Here is a 24,842-nt window from a genome sequence, read left to right on the forward strand (position 1 = left end):
GAGTTCACCAGCCGCCCGAAGCGCCACCGCCACCAAAGCCGCCTCCGCCGCCTCCGAAGCCCCCACCACCGCCACCGCCACGGCCCATGCCGCCCAGTAGTGCTCCGGCAAGCAGAGCACTACCAATGCCTCTGCCACCGCCTCGCCCACCACGTCCGCCAAAGGCGCCACGTATCAGTGATAACACGACGAACAGGAGAATAACGAAGATGCCACCCGGCGGCTTATCGTCCTCTGCCGTCACCGGTCTTCCACTTGAGGTAAGCAGGGGGTCGCCGCCCAGCACCTGAACCATAGCCGCGGCACCCTCGGCAATACCCTGGTCAAAATTGCCCGCACGAAATGCCGGCGTCATGATGCTGTTGATGATGGCTGACGATTGCGCGTCAGTCAGACGCCCTTCCAGCCCGTAGCCGACTTCGATACGCATCTTTCTGTCGTCGCGCGATACGATCAACAAGGCGCCGTTATCCTCGCCTTTCTGACCAATACCCCAGGCACGACCAAGATCAACACCAAAACCCTCGATACTACGACCCTGCAGGTCGGGCACCGTGACGACCACCACTTGCTCGCCCGTCACCTGCTCGTGGGCAGCCAGCATTTGTGTCAGACGAGCTTCGGTCTGCGGTTCTACCATGTCAGCCTGGTCGACAACGCGTCCAGTCAGCTCGGGCAGCTCTGTATTCCCAGCTTTGGGCACCTGTGCGCCTGCTGCGTTACTGAGCAGCAGCAGAATCAGCAGAGGCCAGGTCGCTATCAGCTTGCGCACACTCATTCGAACTGCACTGCCGGCGCCTGCTCGGCGTCCTCAGTGGTGGCTTCGAAATTTTCGCGAATGGGCATATCGCTATACATTAGGCTATGCCAGATGCGCCCAGGGAAAGTGCGTATCTCGGTGTTGTATACCTGGATTGACCCAATATAGTCGCGCCGTGCCACGGCAATACGATTTTCCGTGCCCTCGAGCTGCGACTGCAGAGTCAAAAAGTTCTGATTGGATTTCAGATCGGGGTAACGCTCCGATACCGCCATCAGGCGACTGAGCGCGCCAGTCAACTGCGCCTGGGCCTGCTCGAACTGGCGCATCTTGGCGGGATCGTTAAGATCGTCAGCGCTGATCTGGATCGATGTGGCTTTTGAGCGTGCTTCGACCACAGCCGTCAGCGTCTCGCGCTCTTGACGAGCAAAACCTTTGACTGTTTCAACCAGATTGGGGATCAGGTCCGCGCGTCTCTGATATTGGTTTTCAACCTGTGACCAGGCTGATTTGACCTGCTCGTCATAGGTTGGAATGTTGTTCACGCCACATCCAGCAAGTACGCTGCTGAGCATGAAGAGGAGTGTCAGTTGCCAGATAGTCCGAAAGTGCTGCTGGGGCATTATATGCGTTCCATTCCAGTGACTGTAACCCGTCGGGGACGGCTGACCGTGATTAATCTGTGACACGGCACATAGAGGAAAGCACAAAACAGCCCCGGTTGAAAGCCGGCGCTGGGGTTAACCACTATCAGCGGTTCGCTTTCAGCCGGAGGCCGGGGTTAAACTGTAAGTTCTCTCCCCCGCTCGGTTTAACCCATCATGACGTTCGCCCAACTCGGCCTGTTTGATCCGCTTCTGCGCACTCTGGATCGCCTTGAATACACCTTTCCCACCGCGGTGCAGGCGGAGGCCATACCGGCCATCCTCAAGGGCCGTGATCTGATGGCTGCAGCTCAAACCGGTACCGGCAAGACCGCAGGTTTTGCCCTGCCGCTGCTGCACAAACTAGTCCATGAAGGCCCCCGTGTAGCAAGCAATGGCACTCGATCGCTGATTCTTGTACCAACACGCGAGCTGGCCGAACAGGTACTGCAAAGCTTCATTCGTTACGGTGAGGATCTTCCCCTGCGAAGCTATGCCGTGTACGGCGGCGTATCGATCAACCCGCAGATGATGGCGCTGCGCAAAGGCATGGATGTGCTGGTCGCTACTCCCGGCCGGTTATTGGATCTTTACCGACACAACGCAGTGACGTTCGGTCAACTGCAGGTGCTGGTTCTCGATGAAGCCGATCGCATGTTGGATCTGGGTTTTGCCGACGAGTTACAGCAATTGTTCAGCGCCCTGCCCCGCAAACGTCAGACACTGCTGTTCTCTGCCACGTTCTCAGATGCCATTCGCAACCTGGGCAAAGACTTGTTAAAGGACCCCGTCAGTATCGAGGTCAGCCCGCGCAATGCAGCGGCTAATACCGTCACACAATCTCTGATTGCCGTTGACAAGAAACGCAAGACAGAACTGTTCATGCATCTATTGGCAGAACGCAAGTGGGGGCAAGTCCTCGTCTTCGCCAAGACCCGCAATGCAGTTGATCTTCTGGTAGAGACGTTGCAGGCCAATAGCATCACTGCTGATGCGATCCACGGCGACCGTCCTCAGCCAGCAAGACTGCGCGCTCTGGCACGCTTCAAGGCCGCCGAGGTACAAGTATTGGTAGCCACTGACGTCGCCGCACGCGGCCTGGATATCGACGCGTTGCCCCACGTGGTCAACTTTGATCTACCTATCGTCGCCGAAGACTACGTACACCGTATCGGTCGCACAGGGCGTGCAGGAGCCACAGGTGAGGCCGTCTCCCTGGTCAGCGCCGACGAAATCGAACAGCTCGCTGCGATAGAAACCCTGATTAACCAGACCCTGCGACGCCAGGATGAGCCCAATTTTACCCCAACCCATCGAGTGCCCGTCACAACGCCTGGCGGTCACGTGGTCAAAAAACCGAAGAAGCCCAAAAAGCCAAAAACGGCAACGGGCAAGCGCAACGCCAAGATTCATCTGGGCAACTGGTTCGACGAAAGTTGATCACCGGCTAGCGTTCAATGCTCAACAGCCCAGACCTCGATATTGTTGCGTCGCACGACTCGGTAGCAACGATTGCCCAGTGTAGCGCCTCAGCCAGACCCCGGCGCTGCAGGTACTTCTCGGTTCTCTGAGTCTGATCAGACTCAAGCTCAGCATCTGAATCCACCGCGCGCAGTAACAGTAAAGAACAAATAGGGCTCCACTCCCACCTCGATCGGCACGCCCCTGAATTGCGTCTGCACCAAACCCAGTTGTCGCTGATGCGTTTGTCCCTCACTGGCTCACTAAACGACGGTGATGAGGTATCGGAGCGCGAATTATCAGGTAAGTACAAACGTCATCCTCGCGAACGCGGGGACCCATTGTCGGGGATTCAGCGCCGCTACCAGAGTAACGCTTCACCGTTGCTATGCCAGAAGGAACCTGTGTTCTCAAGCGTCAACCCGTCGATTCGATCAGCCAAACCCCGTGCCGATTCAGTTGGCGTGAGATGCCCAGAAAAACCCACCATCCGTGTTTGTACATAACCCGGATGCAACTGCGCCACGGCGATCCCTTTGGGCTTCAGATCCATTGCCAAGGACTTGCCGAACGCATTCAGGGCTGCCTTCGAGGCCCGATAGCCATAGCGCCCACCCGAGTCGTTGTCAGCCATCGAACCCATGCGGCTGGTGATATTGGCAATCTTGCCACCGTCGGGCATCAGACTAACAAGGGCTTGCGCCACACGTAACGGACCGTAGGCATTGACCTCCATCTGAATCCGCAGGGAATCAAAATCAATCGAACCCAATCGCTCATCCTGCAGAATGCCTGCGTTGTTGATCAAAAGATCAATCGGGTTATAGCTCAGTGCATGTGCAAGCTTCTCCACGTCGGCGTCACGTGTCACATCGACGCCGTCCAGAACCCTGGCCGCAACCTGATCCAGCTCCGGCGACGACTCGCGGCAAACACCGGTCACCTGATCGCCGCGCGCGGCATATAAACGCGCCAGCTCAAGACCGATACCGCGATTAGCGCCGGTTATAACGACGTGCTTCATAAGTGCGCTCCTTTACAATTGATCAAAAAATACCAGTCGGGTTTTCTATAACGCCTATTCCTGCGGCACACCTCGGACACAGGCAAGCCTTGTCGATCTGTTCGGCCGGCACTTCTGCCAGGGCCTGTTTGCTGACCGACACCTTGAAGCACCAACATGCACTGAAGGCCTCTCGGGAGTCTGCAACTGCGCATTGATTTGCGCCGCCGCAGAGGGGGCATACCAGAACTGAAGTAGACGTCATATGTATCTTCTTGCCTATGAACGGGGATAAACCAACAGTCACCCACATTAAGTGTGCGATGGCACGAAAAACGCTGAAACTCTAAATGTGTTAACATGCATTTCCTGGCATACGAGTTACCAAGTATTTATCTCCTGCTTGACCAGTTCGAGCGCTCCCCTCCGGCGTTTTCTCGAAATCTCGCGTTTTATCGGTGGCCTGCCCGCCCCCGGCCTTCTGTTTCAACGACAGATGCAGCCTGCATAACATCGCGCCATCGGTAAATCCGACCTCAGTGCGCATCACTACAGAGTTTGATGGCTTGACCCTTGACGGTCTGAGCCGCGCTCATCTCCGCGTTCGATCGTCGCCGGGCTACTGTCAGCTCGACGCTCGATGTATCGCCTGAAATCAGGAGTCTATATGACTTTTAGAGTTGCCATTCTAGGCGCTGGCCCAAGCGGCTTAGCCCAATTACGTGCTTTTGAAGCAGCCCGTCGCGACGGTGCAGAAATCCCCGAGATCGTTTGCTATGAAAAACAAAGCGATTGGGGCGGGCTGTGGAACTACACCTGGCGCACCGGCCTCGATGCCTACGGCGAGCCAGTCCATGGCAGCATGTACCGTTATCTCTGGTCGAATGGCCCCAAGGAGTGTCTGGAATTCGCCGACTACAGCTTCGAGGAGCATTTTGGTCGCCCTATTCCTTCCTATCCGCCACGTGCGGTATTACGCGACTACATCATGGGTCGCGTGGCCAAGAGCAATATGCGCCAGCACATTCGGTTCAACACGGCAGTGCATTGGGTTGCCTACGACGAGGCCAGCAGCAAGTTCGCGGTCACCGTGCGCGATCTCAAGCAGGATGAGCTCAGCACAGAAGAGTTCGATCATGTCATTGTGGCGACCGGTCACTTCTCGACCCCCAACGCGCCCTATTTCGAAGGTTTGGAGCAGTTCCCCGGCCGTGTACTACATGCCCACGACTTCCGCGACGCCTGCGAATTCCAGGGCAAGGACCTGCTGCTGATTGGCAGCAGTTACTCGGCGGAAGATATCGGCACACAGTGCCACAAGTACGGCGCCAAGTCGGTTACCTTCAGCTATCGCTCCCAGCCCATGGGCTTCGACTGGCCAGAGTCCTTCAACGAAGTACCCTTGCTCACCGAAGTAGTTGGCAAAACCGCCCACTTTAAAGATGGCACCAGCAAAGAGGTTGACGCAATCATCTTGTGCACTGGCTACCAGCATCACTTCCCGTTTCTGTCCAACGAGATGACGCTGACCACACACAACCGTATGTACCCGGAAGGTTTGTACAAAGGGATCGTATCCCTGGCCAATCCGAAACTCATATTTCTGGGCATGCAGGATCAGTACTACACCTTCAACATGTTCGACGCCCAGGCCTGGTATGCCCGTGATCTGATGCTGGGGCGTATTACACTCCCATCAGATGAAGCGATGGCGGCTGACAGCAGCGAATGGGTAGCCCGCGAATTAAAACTCGCCGACCCCGTCGAAGAAATCGACTTCCAGGCGGCCTACATAATCGATCTGCTTGAACCGACCGACTACCCCGCCTTCGATGTAACCGCCGTTGCCGCCATATTCAAGGAATGGGAACACGACAAGGAAGCGGACATTCTTGGCTATCGCAACAAGAGCTACCGCTCCACGCTGACCGGTACTCTGGCGCCCGTACACCACACGCCGTGGATGGATGCGATGGACGATTCGCTCGAAGCCTTCCTCAATGAAGAGCAAACCACCCAACCAGAAAAGGTGTCTGCATGAGTCAACAAAGTCTGAGCCAGGCTCGATCGCGCTTTACCTCAAGCAGCATACGCTGGGGCTTCATGTGGGCCATGTGGTGCGCTGTACTCTGGGGCGCCTGGTATTTGCCCGGTTCCGCTGTCTGGTTTGAAGCGCCCTATGTCGATCTGAGCTACGACACCAATGCCCAGTTCCTGCTGGCAGCCGCGGTATTGACCACCTTTAATGCGATTGCCGTGCTGTTCTTCCTGTTTGTCTGGAACGGGGTATTAGGCAAATGGGGTGAATACGTTCGCACCATCCGGCAGATGCGTTACATATCCAAGTGGTTCTTCATTGGCGCCATTTTTGGCGGCCCAATGGCCATCTTTGGTTCTTATCTGGCGATTGGTTACATTGGCGGGGCTTTCGCGGCCATATCAGCGTTGATGTACCCCATTGTTGGTGCCACTCTCGCCAGGCTCTGGTATCAGGAGAAGATCACCCGTCGTGCAGCAGTGGGTATCTTCATTATTCTGGCAGGTGGCATAACCGTTTATGCGCCCGGCATCATCGGTGAATTCACCGGTACCGGCGACTCCGGCTGGCTGGGTTATCTCGGCGGCGCTATGGCAGCGATTGGCTGGGGTGTAGAGGGCGCCATTGCAGGCCGCGGTCTGGATGTCGCAGACCCCGATGTGGGTATTACCGTGCGTTTCTCGGCTGAAGTTCTGTACTGGATTGTATTGATTCTGCCGGCCATCTATCTGTTTACCGACCAACCGGTCGTGGAAATGGTCGTGGCAACATTCAACTGGGCAGCAATAGGCTGGTTGTCGTTAGCGGGTGTCACCTTCGCCTTCTGCTATGTCTCCTGGTACAAATCCTTCCCACTGATAGGTGTTGGCCGTGGACAAGCGATTGCGGCGTTGTACGGTCTTTTTGCCGTCATCTTTCTTGCCGCATTCACCCTCGAGTTTCCCGCATGGAATTTCCTTGCAGGTTTGGTCCTGTTCGTCACGGGCGGGTTTGTCATGTTCACGGAAAGCGATGAAGTACTCGAAGTCGTTCGTGCCGTGAAAAGCGACAGCAACACTGCCACCGTCAGCGCGGCCAACACCTAATAAAAGGAGCTATCCATGAGTAAACTGCATATGAAAGGCCGCATTCTCCAGCTGATCAATGAACATCAGGATAAAGGCATTTGGGACTGGCAAGTCACCGATGCGGTGATGGCGGAATACGGCCTCAGCGGCGCCTACTGGCGCGGCAATACCCGCGTCACCCTGACTGACCTGTTTTCCAGCGGCATCATCGAGAGCGTTGAGGAAGAGCTCGACGACCAGGCGTACTTTGGCCTGGGTCGCGTGCTGTTCAAGTTCAGGCTCAATGACTTCGGTCGTCAACGCATGCTCGACACCGCACTGGCTTCATAGCCAGTACCACCCAACACGCTCAATAAGGAGATATTATGTCTGATTTCTGGGGTTTTCCGGGAGCTGATATGCTCGCCGTCGCCGTCATTATCGTGCTCAGTGGCCTTGCCCTGTACCAGGCACGGACCTTCGTAACCAAGATCTGATGCAACACGCTGGCGGCCCATTAAGGGCTGTCAGCGTACGCTTGCGCTACCATTAGTCATCACCCCTTCAGTCTAGGCCGCTTTATTGCTCCATATCAGGCGAGAGCAACTCTTAGCGCATCGCAACAGTAGACTTCTTCCAAGTGAATTTTTCTACCGCTTTATCGAGTGGTGTTCCGGCGATAGAGTTGGTGTAATTACTCATGGTTTTAACCGCAAGCCCCAGCACCACCTCCAAAGCGTGTTGTGATGACCAGCCATGTGCGACAAAAGCGTCCATGTCCGACTGGGATACTTTACCTTGGGTGCGAACCAGCGCCTGGGTGAAGTGCCGCAGTGCTTCCAGCTTCGAATCGGACAATGCACTGCCATCACGGAGTGCCTGGATATCTTCTGGTGCCATTTTCGCAATTTGCGACAAGTGGGTATGCCAGGGTACGCAGTAATTGCACTCATTCTCGAAGTTTGCTGTTTGATATACGACTTGACGCTCTATGGGAGTCAGGCTGGTTTGATCGAACAGCTCCCAGAGCTAAACATAACCAGCCAAGAGCATCGGTGTGGATGCCATGAATCTCTCAAGGTTCGGAACCATTCCCAAATTTTTTATGCTTGAATTAATAATGGGCAAGCTTGCTCAGGAGCGGTATCGATTGTGTGAACAGGAAATGGTTCGGTCATGGCGCTGGTTCCTGGTAGTTAGGTTGGTTATGGCGACCTGAGCTGAAGTCGAGTGTTGCTCCGACACAGAATCAGGACATCATTTGGTAACAGCATCGTGTTCAACTGCACCCGTATTCATATTGAGTTTCTGTGACCAGCTACTAACTGGTTCTGCGCACTGGTTTGCGAATCAACAACCAAAAGGAATATCGGTCAGCGCCCATTGGCTAAAAATCACTCAACTTTTGTTCCTTTCAGCCGACAACTTAGATAAGTTATTGTCAATTCCCGTGCTAAACCCAAGTTGGCTGAGATGCTGCCATATTCACATATACATCCGAGAAGAGATCGCCATGTCGATATTGAGCTATCACGCCCGTCCCGTCTGTCTCGTTGCTCTACTTGCAAGTTCCCTGTTGATTCTGCTTCCCCTCGTTGGCCACGCACAAAGTGCAGCCAGTTTGACATCCGCCACGTACACAAACGTGCTCAGTCAGGAGCAGGTCCAGAGCCTGTTGAGTGCCGCCGATCAGTCTGACGCAGCATTGCGTCAGCGTGCCGGTGAGTTGATGAACCAAAGCGAAGCTGCCGCCCGTTCGGTTTACGCTGAAACCTGGGGGCTGATTACTGCCCAGCAGTCGTCAATGATTGAGGCGATGCTTGAGCAGCAACTGGCCAAGAGCGCCGCAGGTTCTGCCGAAGCTCTGGGAGGCAAAAGCCGTCTCGGCTGGATTGCCGGAGGTGCGTTGGTTGTAGGTATTGCCGCCGCAGCGGGCGGCGGTGGCGGCGGTGGCGGTGGAAGCAACTCGGTTTCGGGTAATGGGGCCGATGACCCGGTCGATGGAAATCCCGGAGCTGGGTCGTTACCGGTATTGCAACCACCGGCTAACCAGCCTGCACCCGATCAGCCCGTGACCGGCGATCCGGGGGCTGCACCCGATTCAGGTCCACTGCCAGGAGATGATGATTCTGACAAGTCGCTTGCCCTATCGACAGAGCATGCAAATACCAACGGTTACAACCTGACCTATGGACACGTTGCACACGATCGCGGTTTTACCGGGCTCGGCGAGCGCATCGCCATCATCGATAGCGGCATTAATACCAGCCATAACGAGCTGCGCGGCCAGATAGCGGGGAATTACAACGTATTGACCGGTAGCACGGCTGAAGCCGATGCTCAGGATACCGGCGGTCATGGCACTCACGTCGCCGGCACGCTGGTGGCGCGCAGGAACAATGTTGGCGTAGTTGGTTATGCCTATGGCGCACAATTGCTCAACGTTCGGTTCACCGATGCTAACGACATCATCACCGCAACTGACCAACAGCTGGCAAACGGCTTCGCCTGGGCGCGGACCAACGGCGCTACCTGGTTCAATAACAGCTGGGGAGTAGACGTTACCGCCGCTGAATTCAACAAAGGTGCGGTGGAGACTAACTTTCCGAATCTGCTGGCAGAATGGCGCGCAGGTGCCCAGGATGGGCGGATCTACGTGTGGGCAACCGGTAACGGCGGGGGCGACCAACCCCTGGTGTTTGCTGCCATTCCGCAACAGTTTCAAGAGCTACAATACAACTGGGTGGCAGTGACAAGCGTTGATTCAGACACTGGCACGCTCAGCAGCTTTTCTAACGCCTGCGGCAATGCCGCTGCCTGGTGCATAGCAGCACCAGGCACCAACATAGTTTCCAGCTATATCGGTGGAAACAACGTTTATGCCATTGCCTCAGGTACCTCGATGGCGGCGCCTGCGGTAACCGGCGGGCTTGCCGTCATCAGTCAGGCCTTCCCCACTTTGGCCGCCGAGCAGGTCGTACAACGACTTCTCGTCACAGCAAACAAAGATGGAATTTATGCAAATCAGAGCCTTTACGGCCAGGGATTGATGGATCTGGAGCGAGCGACCCGCCCTGTGGGCACCTTGACAGTAGTCAGCAATAGCGGCCCGACACTCTCGGTTAATGACGCATCGCTGGTACTCGGCGGGGCCTTTGGCTACGCCAACCCTCTGGCATCGCTCCAAGTCATGGCGACGGACAGTCTCGACGCTGGATTTAGCGTGGACCTTGGCGCCCAGGTGAGCAAACGTCGCTTCCGCTACGATACCCATACCGCATGGCAGCGGCTTGGGCGCACATGGAAAAGCCAACGCGAAGGCGATACGACCTTTGGCTGGACCGCCGCGACGGGTACTGGCGCGACCAGCCAGGTGATGCATTTAGATCAGGGAGCTGGTCGCTCACTCAGTGTCGGTCAAGTAGATGATTTAGACATGCTCTACGCCCGTCCAAGCTGGGCGGGCTATAGCCAGCTGGATGCAAGCATGGCGTCAGCACTCTGGTTGCAGCATCCTGGCGAACAGACTCTAGGCCTACGCCAGCGACTACCGCTGGGTGAATTCAGTCTGGACATGATCAGTACAGCTAACGCTGTGCGTCAAGGCGCAGCTCTGGGGCTGAACATGCCCAAGCTTGCTGGATACTCTTCTAACCTGGAGCTTGGCTACATCCGCAGCAATGACGGTCTGTTCGATAGCCATGGCAGCGGAGCCTTCGCTCTGGACGATATCAGCCAGACGCTATTTGCCGGTGTGCGCGGCGAACTCCAGCAGGGGCCGATGACCTTGGGTCATTCCGCTTATATCGGGCAAAGCCAGGCTGATGCAGAAGGTCTGTTCGGCGACCTGGGCCAGGTTACCACCAGCAGCTGGATGTTCGCCGGTCGCTACTCATTGAACAGCGCCACGCTCGGCCTGATTCTGCAGCAGCCACTGCGAGTCGAGTCTGCCGAGACCAGTGTCAACGTTGCAACGGGCTACGTTGGGAATCTATTTGACACGCAACCGCTAGCAATAGACCTCACGCCTGACGGCCGCCAGCTCAATCTGGAAGCCTTCTGGCAAAAACCGGTATGGCAAGGCAGCACAGTGAAGCTGTCCTGGCTGGGTATTCGCGAGCCAGGGCACCAGGCCCAAGCCGAACCGATGCAGGTATTCATGGCGCAGTGGCAACAGCACTTTTAAATGCGGCTATTACTCCTGCACACACCGTCTCCTATGTTCGGGCGTTAGGGCTGATGAGGGGTTGCAGACATTTTGAGTCTTGGTATTGTGCCAGATGAACGACGCAATACTCGGCCTGCTCTACGCCGTAATAACGAAAAACACTTTCTTTCTGATTAAAGCCTAGCGCCTGACGCTATCTAGAAGCTCGACCATAACACCTTGATCAATTTGTATAAGGGGCGGTCTCAAGGTCGAAGTGCAACACATGAGATAGAGTGTTGCCATGAAAACCTATACGCATTTGTCCACTGACGAACGCATCGCCCTGATGCTGATGCGGCATCAAGGATTAAGCCTTCGTTCAATTAGTAGCCATCTGGGCCGTCACCCCAGCACGCTAAGTCGTGAGCTCAGGCGCAATCGCACAGACTATCACTACGATGTTATTCACGCGTGTGCTTTGGCCCGTGAACGGCGAAGCAAGCCGAGAAGGCTCTCACGCTTGCTGCCCGGCAGCGAACTCTTTCAGGTCGTAACCGAAATGCTTAAATTGCGCTGGTCCCCTCAGCAAATCGCGGCCAGACTGAAATACCAATGGCCGGATAGTCCCGAGTTTCATGTGAGTCACGAAAGCATCTACCTAGCAATCTACGCGCATCCCCGCGGCGAGCTGAAGCGGCAACTGATTCGCTATCTGCGGCAAAGACACGGTAAGCGACGACTGCGTACCATAAGCGCAGGGCGGCGCGAGCGCTACCCCGTCGAACTGAGCATCCACTTGCGTCCACCTGAGGTTGAGGATCGCTTGATTCCTGGGCACTGGGAAAGCGATCTGATCACGGGCGCAAGTAACCGATCCGCCGTGGCCACCATGGTTGAGCGCACCAGCCGCTTTGTAGTGCTAGCGAAACTGGACGCGCCCACCGCTGAATGCGCGGCGCAGGCTATTACCCGTGAGATGTCGCGCATGGCGCCTTCGCTACTGAAAACCATGACACATGATCAAGGCAGTGAAATGGCCCATCATCGGGACATCACAGCGCAAACGGGGATGAAGATCTACTTCGCTGATCCTCATAGTCCTTGGCAACGCGGCAGCAACGAAAATACCAATGGCTTGTTGCGCCAGTTCTTACCAAAAGGAACGGATCTGTCCGATGTGAGTCAGGAGCGCCTTGATGAGATTGCCCACTTGCTGAATACTCGGCCACGTCAGACGCTAGGCTGGAAGTTCCCGGTCGAGGTGCTTGTGGAATACCTGCAGCTTTCGCAGAGCAATAACCTTCAGACCATCAACTGAGTGTTGCACTTGGACCCTGAGACCGCCCTGTCCGTGCCTGAAGGCGGGATGTATCTGGCGTTCCTTTGCGTATCCCGAGAGTAATCCACAGTGGCGCAAATTGTTCAAGGAGATTTCCATCTAAACGAATGGGTCTGCAATACGGGACGCTGGCAGATCTTTCAGGGCGGAACGCGGTGTAGCCCCAGAGCAAGCGAGGGTAATTCTTTACCAAAGATTGAGAGTACCTGCAGAAAGGTAGAATCGGGTGCCGAGCTTAGGGTTAGAGGTTGTCCGGTGACTGGGTGCCGAAACTCCATTGCAGTCGCCGCGAGCATCAACCGACTGTGCCCAAAACGTTTAGCAAAATAGTGGTTGTGCCGGGTGCGACCATAGTTAGTATCGCCGATAATCGGGTGACTGATGTGCTGCATATGGCGGCGCAGTTGATGCTTACGCCCCGTTTGCGGCGAGAGCTGTACAAGGCTGTAACGACTGCTGGGGTAGCCCTCAATCTCAACCGGGATCTGCGCGGTAGCCAGTCGACAGTATGTGCTTATAGCCTCGCGCAGCGGTTGTTCCTCCTGCTTGCAGCGCTTGTCCGTTGGATGCTCACGCAAGGGATGATCGATAAGGCCTTGTTCCGGGATCCAACCTCGCACCATGGCTAAATACGTCTTTGCCACCTGCCCTGCCATGAACATTTTGCCGAGCGCGCTGGCCGTGTCCGGATCCCGGGCGAACAGCAGCAGCCCAGACGTCGGACGGTCCAGACGGTGTATCGGGTAAACATGCTCCCCATCATTCAGAGTGCGGGCGTACTGCAGTGCAAATTCGGTTTCATGCCGGTCAATAGGGCTGCGATGAACAAGCAGCCCCGCTGGCTTGTGCACCGCGAGCAACCACTGATCACGGAAGACCACGGTAAGCGGGTTGGTTACGCTCATATTAAAAAAGGCTGCTTGAAAGGGTGAACTGAATGGTAGGACGCTACCACGAGAGTATGTCTTTGCGTTGTGACGACTAGCTGTCGACTCGCAACCGATTCGCGGCTAGGCTTAACTAGGTCTAAGCATAAGTGAAAATAATACATGGACGCATTTACCACTGTATGGCGCCGTATCGTAGTAGGCATGGTGCTTAGCTTCGTTATCTCATATTCCTATGCGGACGTGCACGCAAGACCGCTAAGAGCTGCATTCCTGCATTTTCCGCCCATGGCTTACGTCGACGAGAACGGCGAGCCTGCTGGCAAAGTCATCGAACTCACTAACCGTATTGCCGCTGAAAGCGGCCTGGAAATCACCTGGGTGAGCTATCCGATACGGCGCATCTATAAAGGCTTGGAGAACGGTGAAATTGATATATGGCCCGGTTCCCAAAGAGTGCCAGCCCTGCGCGATTTCACGCTGGAAACCCCCTCAATTGGCATAAACATTAATCTGTGTGCGTTGTCCCTCCAAGGAACACCCGCAGTGACAAGTCCGCAGGCGCTCAGCAGCAGCCAGCTAGTGCTTATACGCGGCTATACCTATCGGGCTCAATTAGACGGCATATTCGCCAATGCCAAGCGCAAACCCATTGTCGCGGCGGACCACAGGGCAGCAATACTCCTGCTGGAGAAAGGGCGTGGCGACTACCTGATCAGTTATAACCACCCCATTGAACTCGCATTGCAGGAACAGCCGCACATTAACGCCACGTGCGACGTGCTGGATAGCTGGCCGCTGGTTTATGTGGTGTCCAGCCGTATTCCGGACGCCCCTGAGTTGATTACTGCGCTTACTGAGAGCTATCGTCGGCTAGCTGAGGCTGACTCAAAACCTGCTTCATTTGCCCAGGCGAGGTAATCGCCCCGCCTGCACTAAACCAAAAACACCATCAGACAGCCAACCAAGGAAATACGATGAGCTTCACTACTCCCTTATATATCTGCGGTCCTCTGCGCGAACCCAAACAGATGCTGGCAGATCAGCAATACAGTGGTCACACCTCCATTCACGACGACAGCATGGCTGAGAAGCTGGGCTTCAGGGCAGGCCCAATCGAGGGCCCCACCCACTTCAGCCTGTTTGCGCCGCTGATGGCAGATATCTGGGGGCAGGCTTGGTTTGAGCGCGGCTGCTTTTCTGCCCATTTTCAGAACATGGTGGTTGAAGGCGAGCATGTGCGTGCTTTTGTCGAACGCCCGGCGCCCGGCGCAACCACCGTTCGCGCCTGGGCGGAGAAAGCTGATGGCACACCAGTACTGGAAGCCAGTGCAAGTCTGGGCCCGGATGACGGAGACAGCTTACTGGACCAGCGCATGGCCAAACTGCGCGCGCCAGAAAAGCTGATTATCCTTTCCGACCTGCACGTGGGCATGACCGGGGTACGGGATGAGACTGTGCGCATGGACCCTGATCAGCATATGGGCGATCTGTATCCCTTCACGCTGGCGCAGAAGCTTGAAGGCATTACCGAAAACGCCGAGTGGTATTCCGACCCGGCCAGCACGCCCTGGGGTCGCGCCATCATCCCGATGGAGATGGTCAGCGTCCTCGTCGAATATACCAGCAAGGACGCTGGGTTCCCGGTCAAACAACCCGTCATCGGTCTGTTTGCCGACCAGGAGATCCGCATGATCGACGGCCCGCTTTTCGTGGGTGAGGATTATCTAATCCGCCGTGAAATAGTCGCGCTGTCGGAGAGCAAGCGGACCGAGTCCTACTGGGTGCTTTCGCACATCTATGACGCCAGCGGTGAAAAGCTGAAAGCGCAGATGCTGCTAAACCATGCCACCCTCAAGCATTCCTACCCCGATTACGAGGCAGAAGCCTCGGCGTGAAAGCCTCTAATTCACCTACAGGCTAACCCATCAAGGGTAAATCCCGGGCTTCCGTGAACAGCATCCAGTATGTCGCAAAACCGGAGCCGCAAAAGCAGAGCGAATTCACTACTTTTCCTGTATGATGAGCGCCTTTATTTCCACCCGGCTTATCAGAGAGCGCTATGACTGACCTTAACCTCTATAGAAACATCGGTATCTTCGCCCACGTTGATGCCGGGAAAACCACTACTACCGAGCGTATCCTCAAACTGACCGGTCGTATTCACAAGCTTGGCGAAGTTCACGAAGGCGAATCCACTACCGACTTCATGGAACAGGAAGCCGAGCGCGGCATTACCATTCAGTCAGCGGCCGTAAGCTGCTTCTGGAAAGGCCACCGTTTTAACGTCATCGACACCCCCGGCCACGTAGACTTCACCGTAGAAGTATATCGCTCGCTAAAGGTACTCGACGGCGGCATTGGTGTGTTCTGTGGTTCCGGCGGTGTTGAGCCCCAGTCAGAAACCAACTGGCGTTACGCGAACGACTCGAAAGTATCCCGCCTCATCTTCGTCAACAAGCTGGACCGTATCGGTGCTGACTTCCTGCGCGTAACCGCTCAGGTCGAGAAAGTACTGGGCGCCAAGCCGCTGATCATGACCCTGCCCATCGGCCGTGAAGATACCTTTACGGGTGTTGTGGACCTGCTGACCCGCAAGGCTTACGTCTGGGATGCAACCGGTCAGCCAGAAAACTACGAAATCACCGATATCCCAGCCGACATGGTTGACGATGTTGAGACCTATCGCGACCGTTTAGTCGAGATGGCTCTGGAAATGGACGACGACCTGTTGATGGCTTACATGGAAGGCGAACAAGCCTCTAATGAAGACATCATGCGCTGCATTCGTAAAGGCACCCTGGAACTGGTTTTCTTTCCGACTTACTGTGGCTCTGCATTCAAGAACAAGGGCATGCAGTTGTTGCTGGACGCGGTTGTTGATTACCTCCCCGCGCCACACGAAGTTAACCCACAGCCGCTGACTGACGAAGAAGGCAACGCCAACGGCGAATATGCCATTGTTTCCGCCGAAGAGCCCTTCCGCGCTCTGGCGTTCAAGATCATGGACGACCGTTTTGGCGCCCTGACCTTCGTACGCATCTACTCCGGCACGTTAAGCAAGGGTGACACCATCCTTAACTCGTTCACCGGCAAGAGCGAGCGCGTCGGCCGTATGGTCGAAATGCAGGCCAACGAGCGTAACGAACTGAGCTTCGCTACCGCGGGTGACATTATCGCCATCGTCGGTATGAAGAACGTGCAGACCGGTCACACCCTGTGTGATCCCAAGCAACCTTGTACTCTGGAAGCCATGGTGTTCCCCGAGCCTGTAATCTCTATTTCAGTCACGCCGAAAGACAAGGGCTCGACCGAAAAGATGAGCGTTGCTATCGGCAAGATGGTCGCTGAAGATCCGACCTTCCGTGTTGAGACTGACATCGATTCCGGCGAAACCATCCTCAGAGGTATGGGCGAGCTGCACCTCGACATCAAGGTAGACATCCTCCGTCGTACCTACGGCGTTGATCTATTGGTCGGCCAGCCCCAGGTTGCCTACCGCGAGACCATCTCCAAAGAGATCGAAGACAGCTACACTCACAAGAAGCAATCGGGTGGTTCCGGCCAGTACGGCAAGATTGACTACGTCATCAAGCCCGGCGAGCCGAATACTGGCTTCACCTTTACGTCCTCTGTCGTGGGCGGTAACGTTCCGAAGGAATATTTCCCCGCCATCGAGAAAGGCTTCAAATCGATGATGGGCATTGGTCCTCTGGCCGGCTTCCCAGTACTAGACGTTGTTGTGAAGCTGACTGATGGTGGCTTCCATGCCGTTGACTCATCGGCCATCGCGTTCGAGATCGCAGCCAAGGGTGCTTTCCGTCAGACCATGCCTAAAGCCGGTCCGCAGCTGCTCGAGCCGATGATGAAGGTTGACGTTTATGCTCCCGAAGATCACGTCGGTGATGTCATCGGTGACTTGAACCGTCGCCGCGGTATCATTCTGGGTCAGGAAATCAGTGCCACTGGCGTGCGCGTCAAGGCCGATGTACCGCTGGCAGAAATGTTCGGCTACATCAGCACCCTGCGCACCATGACCTCAGGTCGTGGTCAGTTCTCCATGGAGTTCGCCCACTATGCACCCTGCCCGGCTAACGTTGCCGAGACAGTGATTGCCAAAGAGAAAGAAAAGAAAGCAGCCAAGAACTAAGTTCCTAGTCTGCTCTCAAAAACGCTCCGCTGGTGAAAATCAGCGGGGCGTTTTCATTGGTACAAACGTCCAATGCTCTCCGCGCGTTAATGCCCTCCCGGACTTACCCGGACTTCACGCAAACAGACCGCTGTTAATATCGCAGTGGCCGCCATGATGGCGCCACCAATCAAAACGTTTACATGCAGCGCTTCAGCAAACGCGCTTTGCACCACAGCAAGCAGAGGTTCGGCAATATCCGGTGGCAGTTGCGCCACCACAGCCAGTGCGCCACCCAAGGTATCCGTGGCAATGTCCACTTGCTGCGCGTCCAGACCCACGGGCATCTGCTCAGCCATGTGCCCTCTATATACTGCAGCACCCACACTGCCGATCAAGGCAATCCCCATGGCCATTCCCAGCTCCGTAGCCGTTTCCGATGTCGCCGCCGCGGCTCCCGCCTTCTCCGCCGGTACAGAGCTGATCACCAGGTCGGTGCCCAGAATCATCATGGGCATAATGCCAACGCCAAGCAAGGTAGTGCCCAGCACCATGACTACAATGCCGCTCCCACCCTCCAGCAAAACCAGCACAGCAAAGCCCGCAACCGCCATGCTCAGGCCGCCACTGACAAACCAGGATGGCTGGAGCCAGCGGGACATTCGTGGCACCAGCAATGAAGCGATCGTCTGCAGTACGGCAGAGGGCAGCATCACGAAGCCCGCAGCCAATGCGCTAAGCCCCATGACGCCCTGCAAATACTGAAAGATCATCAGCCATGCGCCCGACAGGGCAAGTATCGACATCAACATGGCGATCACAGAGACGGTGAAGGTGCGACGACGGAAAAGCGCCATATCCAACATAGGATCAGCAAGACGACGCTGACGGCGCACAAAAGCCGCAGCGACAACGCAGCCAAGCACAGCCGCTCCGATTGCCACTAGACTGAATCCGTTGCGGGCGACGTCCTTGAGCCCGAAGATCACCAATAGCAGCGCCGACACGCACAGAAGTGCGCTGGGGAAATCAAGCCGGCCGGCCTGTTCGTCACGAAACTCCGGCAGCAGCACAGGCCCAGCCAGCAATAGCAGCGCCATTACCGGTACCGCCAACAAAAAAACAGCGCCCCACCAGAAAAACTCGAGCACTATCCCGCCAATCAGTGGCCCTATGGCTGTACCAACAATGAAACCCGTCATCCATATAGTGATCGCCAATGTCCGCTCGTGGGGAACATGGAACATATTTCTAATCAGTGAAAGGGTCGACGGCATCAGGGTGGCACCGGCCACGCCTAACAGCGCTCGGGTAGCGATCAGCATACCGGAAGAGGTAGCAAAAGCAGCCCCGATGGAAGCCAGGCCAAAGGCAAGTGCACCCACCAGCAACAGTCGCCTGCGACCTATTCGATCACCAAGGGTCCCCATGGGAATCAAAAAGCCTGCCACCATGAAGCCGTAGATATCGAGTATCCACAAAAGTTCTGCACTGCTCGGCTGCAGATCTGCACTCAACTGCGGCGCGGCCAGGTGCAGTACTGTCATATCCAGCGCCAATAGCAAAGTCGGCAGGACCAGCACGGCAAGCCCCAACCATTCGCGACGGCTGGCGGGTTGCCAGCTCAGCGGATCGGTCGGATCGGTTGTGTTCATTGTAGTCTCCTGAAGCAAGCGCGTTTATACGACGGCAAGCCGACTGACCGCAAGGTACAGTCAAGCAGGTACCAACCAGGACACCCGCATAACCATCTGCCGTGAGAACTTTACCGGTATTAGCCATGCCTAAGGCGTTGACTACGAGTACACTCGACGCGCCTAACCCAAGTAAGGACCCACCCCTCCCGGGTCCCGCGCGTTAGAGAATCGGATTTCTCTTGCTGCAAGGAACTGTTGAATGAAGCTTGCCTTTTTACCTGCGCTGGGCGTTTCTCTGTTGACGTTTTCTGTCTCCGTTACCGCAGGCACCGTCCGTAATACTGTTGTCGCCAAGGCAGAGTCCCTGGCGCGGGAAAACTATCAAGCGCCTACCGAGATTCCGCGGTTTTTGCGAGACCTTAGTTACGACCAGTATCAGGGTATACGTTTCAAGCCGGAGAGTAGCCTTTGGCAGGATGCATCTTCCGATTTCAAGGTAATGCTCGTGCCGCCCGGCCTGTTTTACACGCACCCGGTTAAAATAAACATTGTCGCTGATGGTGAAATCAAGCCATTGGCTTTTAACAAATCCAGTTTTACCTTTCCCAACAGCGAAGTGGAGCAAGAGATCCCGGCAGACCTAGGCTACGCTGGCTTCAAATTGACTTATCCACTAGAAGGTAAGGATACCCAGAACCAGTTTCTGGTCTTTGCCGGTGCAAGCTACTACCGCGCGGTCAGCCGGGATACCAACTTCGGCATCTCGGGCCGCGGATTGGCAGTGAATACCGGGTTACCCGGTGGCGAGGAGTTCCCTGAATTCACCGAATACTGGCTCGAAACGCCCAAAGCAGAGGCTACCAGCTTCACCTTTCATGCCTTGCTTGATAGCCCCAGCATGACCGGCGCCTATGAATTCACGGTTACCCCTGGTGACAAGACTACCTTGCAGGTCAAGTCGGTTGTATTCCTGCGCACAGATGTCGAGTTACTGGGTGTGGCACCGCTGACAAGCATGTTTTACTACGGCGAAAACACCTTCAGGCCTCACGGTGAATGGCGTCCAGAAGTACACGACTCAGACGGCCTGCTGATACATGACGGCGCATCTGATGAGTGGTTATGGCGGCCGCTGATCAATCCCACCTCCCTCACCACGGATTACTTCGCGACGGAAAATGTACGCGGATTTGGTCTTATTCAACGCGACGACACGTTCACTCAGTACATGGACAAAGAAGCCCGTTACGACACTCGCCCGAGTGCTTGGGTTGAACCGGAAGGTGATTGGGGCAAAGGTAATGTCGTGCTGGTTCAACTGCCAACGCCCAATGAAACCAACGACAACATTGTCGCTTTCTGGCAGCCGACAAAAACGCTCAGCCCGGGCGAACCGCAACACTTCGCCTACACGACGACCTTTGGCAACCAGCACATCCCTGCTGAACCGTTGGCGCGCAGTCTAGCCACCTTTGTTGGCGACGGTAGCAGGGTTGGTGGCGGAGATCAGGAAGATGCAGTGCGTGTGATTGTCGATTTCGCCGGCCAGGCACTCGACAAACTGGGCGCTGAGGCGCCCATCGTAGCCTCTGTCACGGGTCTGGAAGACAGCGAAGTCCTGGGACACTTTGTCGAATATATTGAACCACTGAAGCAATGGCGCTTATCGATTCTTGCTCGACCCGCTAACGACAAGCCTCTGGCGCTGAGGGGCTACCTGCAGCATGAAGGCAGCCCTCTGACCGAAACCTGGACCTATCAGCTGCCCCGCGATACGGGTCTGTTGAGCAACAAGAAGTGAGTGTCGCCTCCTCCCAGAGCGAACAGGCGTTACATCGGATCATTAGCTACCTTGATATGACCGGCATTGTCATTACACCTCTTATTGAAAAGCGGGCCCTGGCGTTGATCACTGAAGCCCTGGACGCCCATTCTGACGACCTGCTTCGCGTTTGCATGGCGCGAGTGCCGGCTTTTTTCGAGCTGCCTGAGCGTCCGCTATTGTGCAAGGCACCGTCCATCCACCGCGGCAGCCTGGGTTATGGTGATTATTGATGTCTACACCCCAGCCCGCCACGCCCCAAGCGTCCGTGCATAATTGGCGTGCAACCGGCTTCAGACGCCGGCTACTGCTGCTGACCGCAGTGCTCCTGCAAACAGCGGCTGCCACTTACTTTATGCTTTCGGTACTGCCTTATAACGGCAACACCTGGGTAGAGATAGGCATGGCAAGCGTGTTCGCCATACTTTTTTCTTGGATTTCTGTCGGATTCTGGATCGGTGTTTTCGGCTTTGTCTTGCGCCGCACTGGCGGCGACCGGCAATCACTTATGCGCCAGCAGAACCCAGAGGCCCTCGCTGCCACGGCAATGGCACGCACAGCCATCATCATGCCGATCTATAACGAGCAAGTAGAGGACTGCTTGGGCAGGCTCAAAGCAGTCTATCTGAGCGTACAGCGCACAGGGCACATCGAGTTCTTCGACTTTTATATTCTCTCTGACAGCCGCGACCCGGATATCTGGCTTAACGAGCAAGCCGCCTGGGCGTCGCTGACAACCGAGTTACAGGCGCAAGGTCGGTTATATTATCGGCGTCGCCCACTTAACCAGAACTACAAGAGCGGTAATGTTGGTGACTTTTTACGACGCTGGGGCCGGGATTACCCCTATATGGTAGTACTCGATGCCGACAGCCTGATGGGTGGCAAGACCCTGGTGCAGATGGTTCAGTTGATGCAGCGTCACCCGCAGGTAGGGATAATACAAAGCAGTCCTAGCCTGCTTAATGGCCAGTCGGTGTTTGCCCGAATCCAGCAGTTTTCCAACCAGCTATACGGACCGTTGTTCACTTCAGGTCTGGCTGCAATCCAGATGGGCGAAGCCGCGTTCTGGGGCCATAATGCGATAGTGCGTACAGAGCCTTTCATGCGCCATTGCGGGCTGCGCAAATTACCTGGTTGGGGCTTGTTCCGAGGACCCATACTCAGCCATGATTTTGTCGAGGCTGCCTATATGGGTCGTGCCGGCCACGAAGTCTGGCTAGAGCCAGAGCTGCAGCACAGTTACGAAGAGTCCCCGCCTACCCTGGTCGAAGAACTGACACGCGACAAGCGTTGGGCCAAAGGCAATCTTCAACACCTGTGGCTACTGGTGCGCGGCCGGCGGTTACGTCTGGCTCACCGCATGGCTTTTCTAAATGGCATCATGTCCTATGCCGCCTCCCCTTTGTGGCTGGCATTTCTGATACTGGCAACCATCGCAGCGGCCAGCATGGTTATTTGGCCAATCGATTATTTTCCAGAGGCTCATCAGCTGCATCCGGTCTGGCCAGAATGGCAACCGCTACGCGCATTGGTACTGATACTGATCACCTTCTCGCTGCTGTTTATTCCCAAGTTTCTGGCGGTTTTTGACACCATATCTGCTGGTCGGTCTCGCCATTTCGGCGGTGCTCTGCGATTGTTTCTTAGCGTTTTGCTTGAAATGATCGTCTCCGCACTGCTCGCTCCGATTCGTATGCTGTCGCATACCCGCTTTGTTCTGGAGTCGCTTTTCAATCTCAAGTTGAAGTGGGCCGGACAAAATCGCAGCGGTGAAAGCCGCTGGGGCGAAGCCATCCTGAATCAGGCGTTCGGTAGTGTGCTGGCGTTGAGCTGGACAGGATTTGCCTACTGGATCGACCCGATGTTTTTCCTGTGGTCCCTTCCGGTTGCCGTCCCGCTGATCTTCGCGGCGCCGGTATTCGTTCTGCTCAGCCGCACCCAGGCTGGCCAACGACTCAAGCGCTGGGGTCTGTTGAGAATTCCCGAGGAAACGAGCGGATCGCAACTGCTCGACGACCTTAATGGCAATCCGATTCAGCACCGTCCCCATCTGGACCTATCTGCGTTTAAGCGGGCGCTAGTGGATCCCCGCCTCAACGCCGTGCATGCCGCACTGGCCCGTCAGCTTGGCGGAGCGATCCGCAAGACGCGCCTGCAAAACCTGCGTGAACAATGCCTGCGCCATGGCGCCGAAAGCCTCAGCAGCGGCGAGCGTAATCTGTTGGCAAGTGATCAGGTGTCGCTCACGTGGTTACACGAACAGATATGGCTCGCACCACCAGACTCCGTATGGGGTCAGCTGCTGAGTAAGCTGTAGGCTGAAACGCGCAACAACACACATCCAGCGACACATGAATTGTTCTATGCCGATATTCAGACTGAACTCTTATCCCAAATAGGGGTTCAAAAGGGCATCACATGGCTATACCGCCATAACCTGCAAAGGAGCCCTATCTATGTCTAACTCCCACCAGACGATCAACCCGGCTACTGAAGAGATTCTGGAAACTTATACTCTGATGTCTTCAGCCGAAGCCAATACCGTGATCGAACAAACCCATGAAGCCTTTCTCGACTGGCGCAAAACGTCCTATCAGGAGCGCGGTGATATTCTGCGCAAGATCGCTACACTGATTCGCGAGCGCAAGGATGAATATGCTGCGCTGATGACGCGAGAAATGGGCAAAACCCTTGATCAGGGCAAGCAGGAATGTGATCTGTGTGCGGCTATCTGCGAGTACACTGCCGAGCAGGGTCCTAAGGTACTGGCCGACGAAACCCGTGAATCGAGCGGGGGCCGGGCATTGGTAACCTACCGCCCACAAGGTGTCATATACGGCATCCAGCCGTGGAATTTTCCTTTGTACCAGGTGGTTCGTTACAGCATTGCCAACCTGATGGCCGGCAATACCGTCCTGCTCAAACACGCTGCCAATGTCTGGGGCATGGCGCTTGAAGTAGAGAAGCTCTATCGCGACGGCGGTCTACCCCACAATGCATTCCGCACCCTGTTGATCGACCACGAAACCTCGGATGAGGTCATCGAGCACAAGCTGGTCCGTGGGGTAACGCTCACCGGTAGCCCCGGCGCTGGCAGTTACGTTGCACAACGCGCCGCCAAAGTGCTGAAGAAAACTGTTATGGAGCTCGGCAGCAACGATGCCTATCTGGTTCTGGCCGATGCCGATATCGAAAAAGCGGTCGAATTTTGCGTGCTGGGCCGAATCAACAACACAGGGCAGACCTGTGTCGCTGCCAAGCGCTTTATTATCGTCGAATCGGTATACGACGCCTTTCGCGATGCCTTCGTTGCAGCTATGGGCAAGATTGTAGTTGGCGACCCCACCAGCAAGGATACTGTGATGGGCCCCATGGCCCGTAAGGATCTGCGGGACAATCTGCACGAGCAGGTACGTAAATCGATCGAAGGAGGTGCTACCTGTGTGTTGGGCGGAGAGATTCCCGAGGGCAAGGGCTACTACTACCCCGCCACGGTACTGGAGAATGTGACCCCCGGACAGCCAGCCTACGATGACGAACTTTTCGGACCGGTTGCAGCGCTGATCAAAGTTAAAGATGAAGTAGAAGCCATGCGCATAGCCAACGACTCGCCCTATGGGTTGGGCGGCGGCATCTTTTCAAAGGATGAAAAGCGCGCACTGGCTCTTGCTCGAGATGAGTTTGATACCGGCATGGTCAACATCAATGGCTATAATCTGGCTCAACCACAGTTACCCTTCGGCGGCGTCAAGGCAAGTGGATATGGACGTGAACATGGCGGCTTTGGTATGCACGAATTTGTTAACATCAAAGCGATCATGATCAACGAAGGTTGATTTTCTGAAACACAATGCAGCCATCAGGCTGCAAAAAAACCGGTCTACGACGGGGTGACGCTACAACACTATAGCGTGGTCCTGTCG

Annotated in this window: 20 protein-coding genes; 13 read left to right on the top strand and 7 right to left on the bottom strand. The window is 55.7% G+C overall.

From position 1 onward, the window contains the following. Positions 1–4: 4 nt before the first annotated feature. Both ACJAXR_RS11140 and ACJAXR_RS11145 read right to left on the bottom strand, forming a co-directional pair. Positions 5–778, bottom strand: a complete 774-nt coding sequence (locus ACJAXR_RS11140; protein WP_415058345.1) for a TPM domain-containing protein — start codon at positions 776–778, stop codon at positions 5–7. Beyond that, complete coding sequence (locus ACJAXR_RS11145) at positions 775–1,383, bottom strand: LemA family protein (RefSeq protein ID WP_415058346.1); 609 nt, start codon at positions 1,381–1,383, stop codon at positions 775–777. Before ACJAXR_RS11145 ends, ACJAXR_RS11140 begins: the two co-directional genes overlap by 4 nt. 198 nt (positions 1,384–1,581) lie before the next feature. On the opposite strand from ACJAXR_RS11145, the gene ACJAXR_RS11150 reads away from it, so the two are divergent. Beyond that, on the top strand, positions 1,582–2,844 hold the full coding sequence (locus ACJAXR_RS11150) for a DEAD/DEAH box helicase (RefSeq protein WP_415058347.1): 1,263 nt from the start codon (positions 1,582–1,584) through the stop codon (positions 2,842–2,844). A gap of 382 nt (positions 2,845–3,226) precedes the next feature. Here ACJAXR_RS11150 and ACJAXR_RS11155 read toward each other — a convergent pair whose 3' ends face one another. Together ACJAXR_RS11155 and ACJAXR_RS11160 are read right to left on the bottom strand one after the other, a co-directional pair. Continuing rightward, positions 3,227–3,889 carry an SDR family oxidoreductase gene (locus ACJAXR_RS11155; protein ID WP_415058348.1) on the bottom strand — a complete coding sequence of 221 codons (663 nt, stop codon included), beginning with the start codon at positions 3,887–3,889 and terminating at the stop codon, positions 3,227–3,229. 22 nt (positions 3,890–3,911) lie between these two features. Further along, on the bottom strand, positions 3,912–4,181 hold the full coding sequence (locus tag ACJAXR_RS11160; RefSeq protein WP_415058349.1) for a cysteine-rich CWC family protein: 270 nt from the start codon (positions 4,179–4,181) through the stop codon (positions 3,912–3,914). 354 nt (positions 4,182–4,535) lie between these two features. Between ACJAXR_RS11160 and ACJAXR_RS11165 the strand changes: the two genes are divergently transcribed. From ACJAXR_RS11165 to ACJAXR_RS11175, 3 genes are read left to right on the top strand one after another with little or no spacing between them, the layout of a single operon-like run. Continuing rightward, positions 4,536–5,909: a flavin-containing monooxygenase gene (locus ACJAXR_RS11165; RefSeq protein WP_415058350.1), complete on the top strand. Its 1,374-nt coding sequence runs from the start codon at positions 4,536–4,538 to the stop codon at positions 5,907–5,909. Beyond that, complete coding sequence (locus ACJAXR_RS11170; protein ID WP_415058351.1) at positions 5,906–6,991, top strand: hypothetical protein; 1,086 nt, start codon at positions 5,906–5,908, stop codon at positions 6,989–6,991. Before ACJAXR_RS11165 ends, ACJAXR_RS11170 begins: the two co-directional genes overlap by 4 nt. Positions 6,992–7,006: 15 nt before the next feature. After that, a complete protein-coding gene (locus tag ACJAXR_RS11175; protein WP_415058352.1) occupies positions 7,007–7,303 on the top strand; it encodes a hypothetical protein in 297 nt (98 codons plus the stop codon). A gap of 258 nt (positions 7,304–7,561) precedes the next feature. Here the strand turns inward: ACJAXR_RS11175 and ACJAXR_RS11180 are convergent, their stop codons facing one another. Continuing rightward, positions 7,562–7,870, bottom strand: coding sequence for a carboxymuconolactone decarboxylase family protein (locus tag ACJAXR_RS11180; protein WP_415058353.1), 309 nt, complete (start codon positions 7,868–7,870; stop codon positions 7,562–7,564). 595 nt (positions 7,871–8,465) lie between these two features. On the opposite strand from ACJAXR_RS11180, the gene ACJAXR_RS11185 reads away from it, so the two are divergent. Continuing rightward, entirely contained in the window at positions 8,466–11,138 is a 2,673-nt protein-coding gene (locus tag ACJAXR_RS11185) for a S8 family peptidase (protein WP_415058354.1), read from the top strand. Positions 11,139–11,403: 265 nt separating this feature from the next. Continuing rightward, the gene (locus ACJAXR_RS11190; protein WP_415058355.1) at positions 11,404–12,420 is read left to right on the top strand and encodes an IS30 family transposase; all 1,017 of its coding nucleotides are present in this window, start codon (positions 11,404–11,406) and stop codon (positions 12,418–12,420) included. Positions 12,421–12,581: 161 nt separating this feature from the next. On the opposite strand, the gene ACJAXR_RS11195 is transcribed toward ACJAXR_RS11190, so the two are convergent. Continuing rightward, complete coding sequence (locus ACJAXR_RS11195) at positions 12,582–13,346, bottom strand: pseudouridine synthase (protein WP_415058356.1); 765 nt, start codon at positions 13,344–13,346, stop codon at positions 12,582–12,584. 144 nt (positions 13,347–13,490) lie between these two features. Here ACJAXR_RS11195 and ACJAXR_RS11200 point away from each other — a divergent pair, with 144 nt between their 5' ends. From ACJAXR_RS11200 to fusA, 3 genes are all read left to right on the top strand, one after another. Continuing rightward, on the top strand, positions 13,491–14,249 hold the full coding sequence (locus tag ACJAXR_RS11200; RefSeq protein ID WP_415058357.1) for a substrate-binding periplasmic protein: 759 nt from the start codon (positions 13,491–13,493) through the stop codon (positions 14,247–14,249). A gap of 56 nt (positions 14,250–14,305) precedes the next feature. Beyond that, the gene (locus tag ACJAXR_RS11205) at positions 14,306–15,226 is read left to right on the top strand and encodes a hypothetical protein (protein WP_415058358.1); all 921 of its coding nucleotides are present in this window, start codon (positions 14,306–14,308) and stop codon (positions 15,224–15,226) included. Positions 15,227–15,390: 164 nt separating this feature from the next. Continuing rightward, entirely contained in the window at positions 15,391–17,478 is a 2,088-nt protein-coding gene (fusA, locus tag ACJAXR_RS11210) for an elongation factor G (RefSeq protein WP_415058359.1), read from the top strand. Positions 17,479–17,564: 86 nt separating this feature from the next. On the opposite strand, the gene ACJAXR_RS11215 is transcribed toward fusA, so the two are convergent. After that, the gene (locus ACJAXR_RS11215; RefSeq protein ID WP_415058360.1) at positions 17,565–19,112 is read right to left on the bottom strand and encodes an MFS transporter; all 1,548 of its coding nucleotides are present in this window, start codon (positions 19,110–19,112) and stop codon (positions 17,565–17,567) included. 241 nt (positions 19,113–19,353) lie between these two features. Between ACJAXR_RS11215 and ACJAXR_RS11220 the strand changes: the two genes are divergently transcribed. The 4 genes from ACJAXR_RS11220 to ACJAXR_RS11235 all read left to right on the top strand — a co-directional run bounded on the left by ACJAXR_RS11220 (position 19,354) and on the right by ACJAXR_RS11235 (position 24,755). Next, entirely contained in the window at positions 19,354–20,895 is a 1,542-nt protein-coding gene (locus tag ACJAXR_RS11220) for a glucan biosynthesis protein G (protein ID WP_415058361.1), read from the top strand. Then, positions 20,892–21,149, top strand: coding sequence for a hypothetical protein (locus tag ACJAXR_RS11225; protein ID WP_415058362.1), 258 nt, complete (start codon positions 20,892–20,894; stop codon positions 21,147–21,149). Before ACJAXR_RS11220 ends, ACJAXR_RS11225 begins: the two co-directional genes overlap by 4 nt. Next, entirely contained in the window at positions 21,149–23,236 is a 2,088-nt protein-coding gene (gene mdoH / locus ACJAXR_RS11230) for a glucans biosynthesis glucosyltransferase MdoH (protein ID WP_415058363.1), read from the top strand. The genes ACJAXR_RS11225 and mdoH overlap by 1 nt, the downstream gene beginning before the upstream one ends. Before the next feature lie 139 nt (positions 23,237–23,375). Then, positions 23,376–24,755, top strand: a complete 1,380-nt coding sequence (locus tag ACJAXR_RS11235) for an NAD-dependent succinate-semialdehyde dehydrogenase (protein ID WP_415058364.1) — start codon at positions 23,376–23,378, stop codon at positions 24,753–24,755. Positions 24,756–24,842: the final 87 nt, after the last annotated feature.

It is taken from the genome of Halopseudomonas sp. (genome assembly GCF_047631575.1).
GTDB lineage: Bacteria > Pseudomonadota > Gammaproteobacteria > Pseudomonadales > Pseudomonadaceae > Halopseudomonas.

Excerpts from the sequence above, each read along its gene's own strand:
- ACJAXR_RS11140 (WP_415058345.1), bottom strand. The coding sequence starts at position 778 with ATGAGTGTGCGCAAGCTGATAGCGACCTGGCCTCTGCTGATTCTGCTG.
- ACJAXR_RS11145 (WP_415058346.1), bottom strand. The coding sequence starts at position 1,383 with ATGCCCCAGCAGCACTTTCGGACTATCTGGCAACTGACACTCCTCTTC.
- ACJAXR_RS11150 (WP_415058347.1), top strand. The coding sequence starts at position 1,582 with ATGACGTTCGCCCAACTCGGCCTGTTTGATCCGCTTCTGCGCACTCTG.
- ACJAXR_RS11155 (WP_415058348.1), bottom strand. The coding sequence starts at position 3,889 with ATGAAGCACGTCGTTATAACCGGCGCTAATCGCGGTATCGGTCTTGAG.
- ACJAXR_RS11160 (WP_415058349.1), bottom strand. The coding sequence starts at position 4,181 with ATGTGGGTGACTGTTGGTTTATCCCCGTTCATAGGCAAGAAGATACAT.
- ACJAXR_RS11165 (WP_415058350.1), top strand. The coding sequence starts at position 4,536 with ATGACTTTTAGAGTTGCCATTCTAGGCGCTGGCCCAAGCGGCTTAGCC.
- ACJAXR_RS11170 (WP_415058351.1), top strand. The coding sequence starts at position 5,906 with ATGAGTCAACAAAGTCTGAGCCAGGCTCGATCGCGCTTTACCTCAAGC.
- ACJAXR_RS11175 (WP_415058352.1), top strand. The coding sequence starts at position 7,007 with ATGAGTAAACTGCATATGAAAGGCCGCATTCTCCAGCTGATCAATGAA.
- ACJAXR_RS11185 (WP_415058354.1), top strand. The coding sequence starts at position 8,466 with ATGTCGATATTGAGCTATCACGCCCGTCCCGTCTGTCTCGTTGCTCTA.
- ACJAXR_RS11190 (WP_415058355.1), top strand. The coding sequence starts at position 11,404 with ATGAAAACCTATACGCATTTGTCCACTGACGAACGCATCGCCCTGATG.
- ACJAXR_RS11195 (WP_415058356.1), bottom strand. The coding sequence starts at position 13,346 with ATGAGCGTAACCAACCCGCTTACCGTGGTCTTCCGTGATCAGTGGTTG.
- ACJAXR_RS11200 (WP_415058357.1), top strand. The coding sequence starts at position 13,491 with ATGGACGCATTTACCACTGTATGGCGCCGTATCGTAGTAGGCATGGTG.
- ACJAXR_RS11205 (WP_415058358.1), top strand. The coding sequence starts at position 14,306 with ATGAGCTTCACTACTCCCTTATATATCTGCGGTCCTCTGCGCGAACCC.
- fusA (WP_415058359.1), top strand. The coding sequence starts at position 15,391 with ATGACTGACCTTAACCTCTATAGAAACATCGGTATCTTCGCCCACGTT.
- ACJAXR_RS11215 (WP_415058360.1), bottom strand. The coding sequence starts at position 19,112 with ATGAACACAACCGATCCGACCGATCCGCTGAGCTGGCAACCCGCCAGC.
- ACJAXR_RS11220 (WP_415058361.1), top strand. The coding sequence starts at position 19,354 with ATGAAGCTTGCCTTTTTACCTGCGCTGGGCGTTTCTCTGTTGACGTTT.
- mdoH (WP_415058363.1), top strand. The coding sequence starts at position 21,149 with ATGTCTACACCCCAGCCCGCCACGCCCCAAGCGTCCGTGCATAATTGG.
- ACJAXR_RS11235 (WP_415058364.1), top strand. The coding sequence starts at position 23,376 with ATGTCTAACTCCCACCAGACGATCAACCCGGCTACTGAAGAGATTCTG.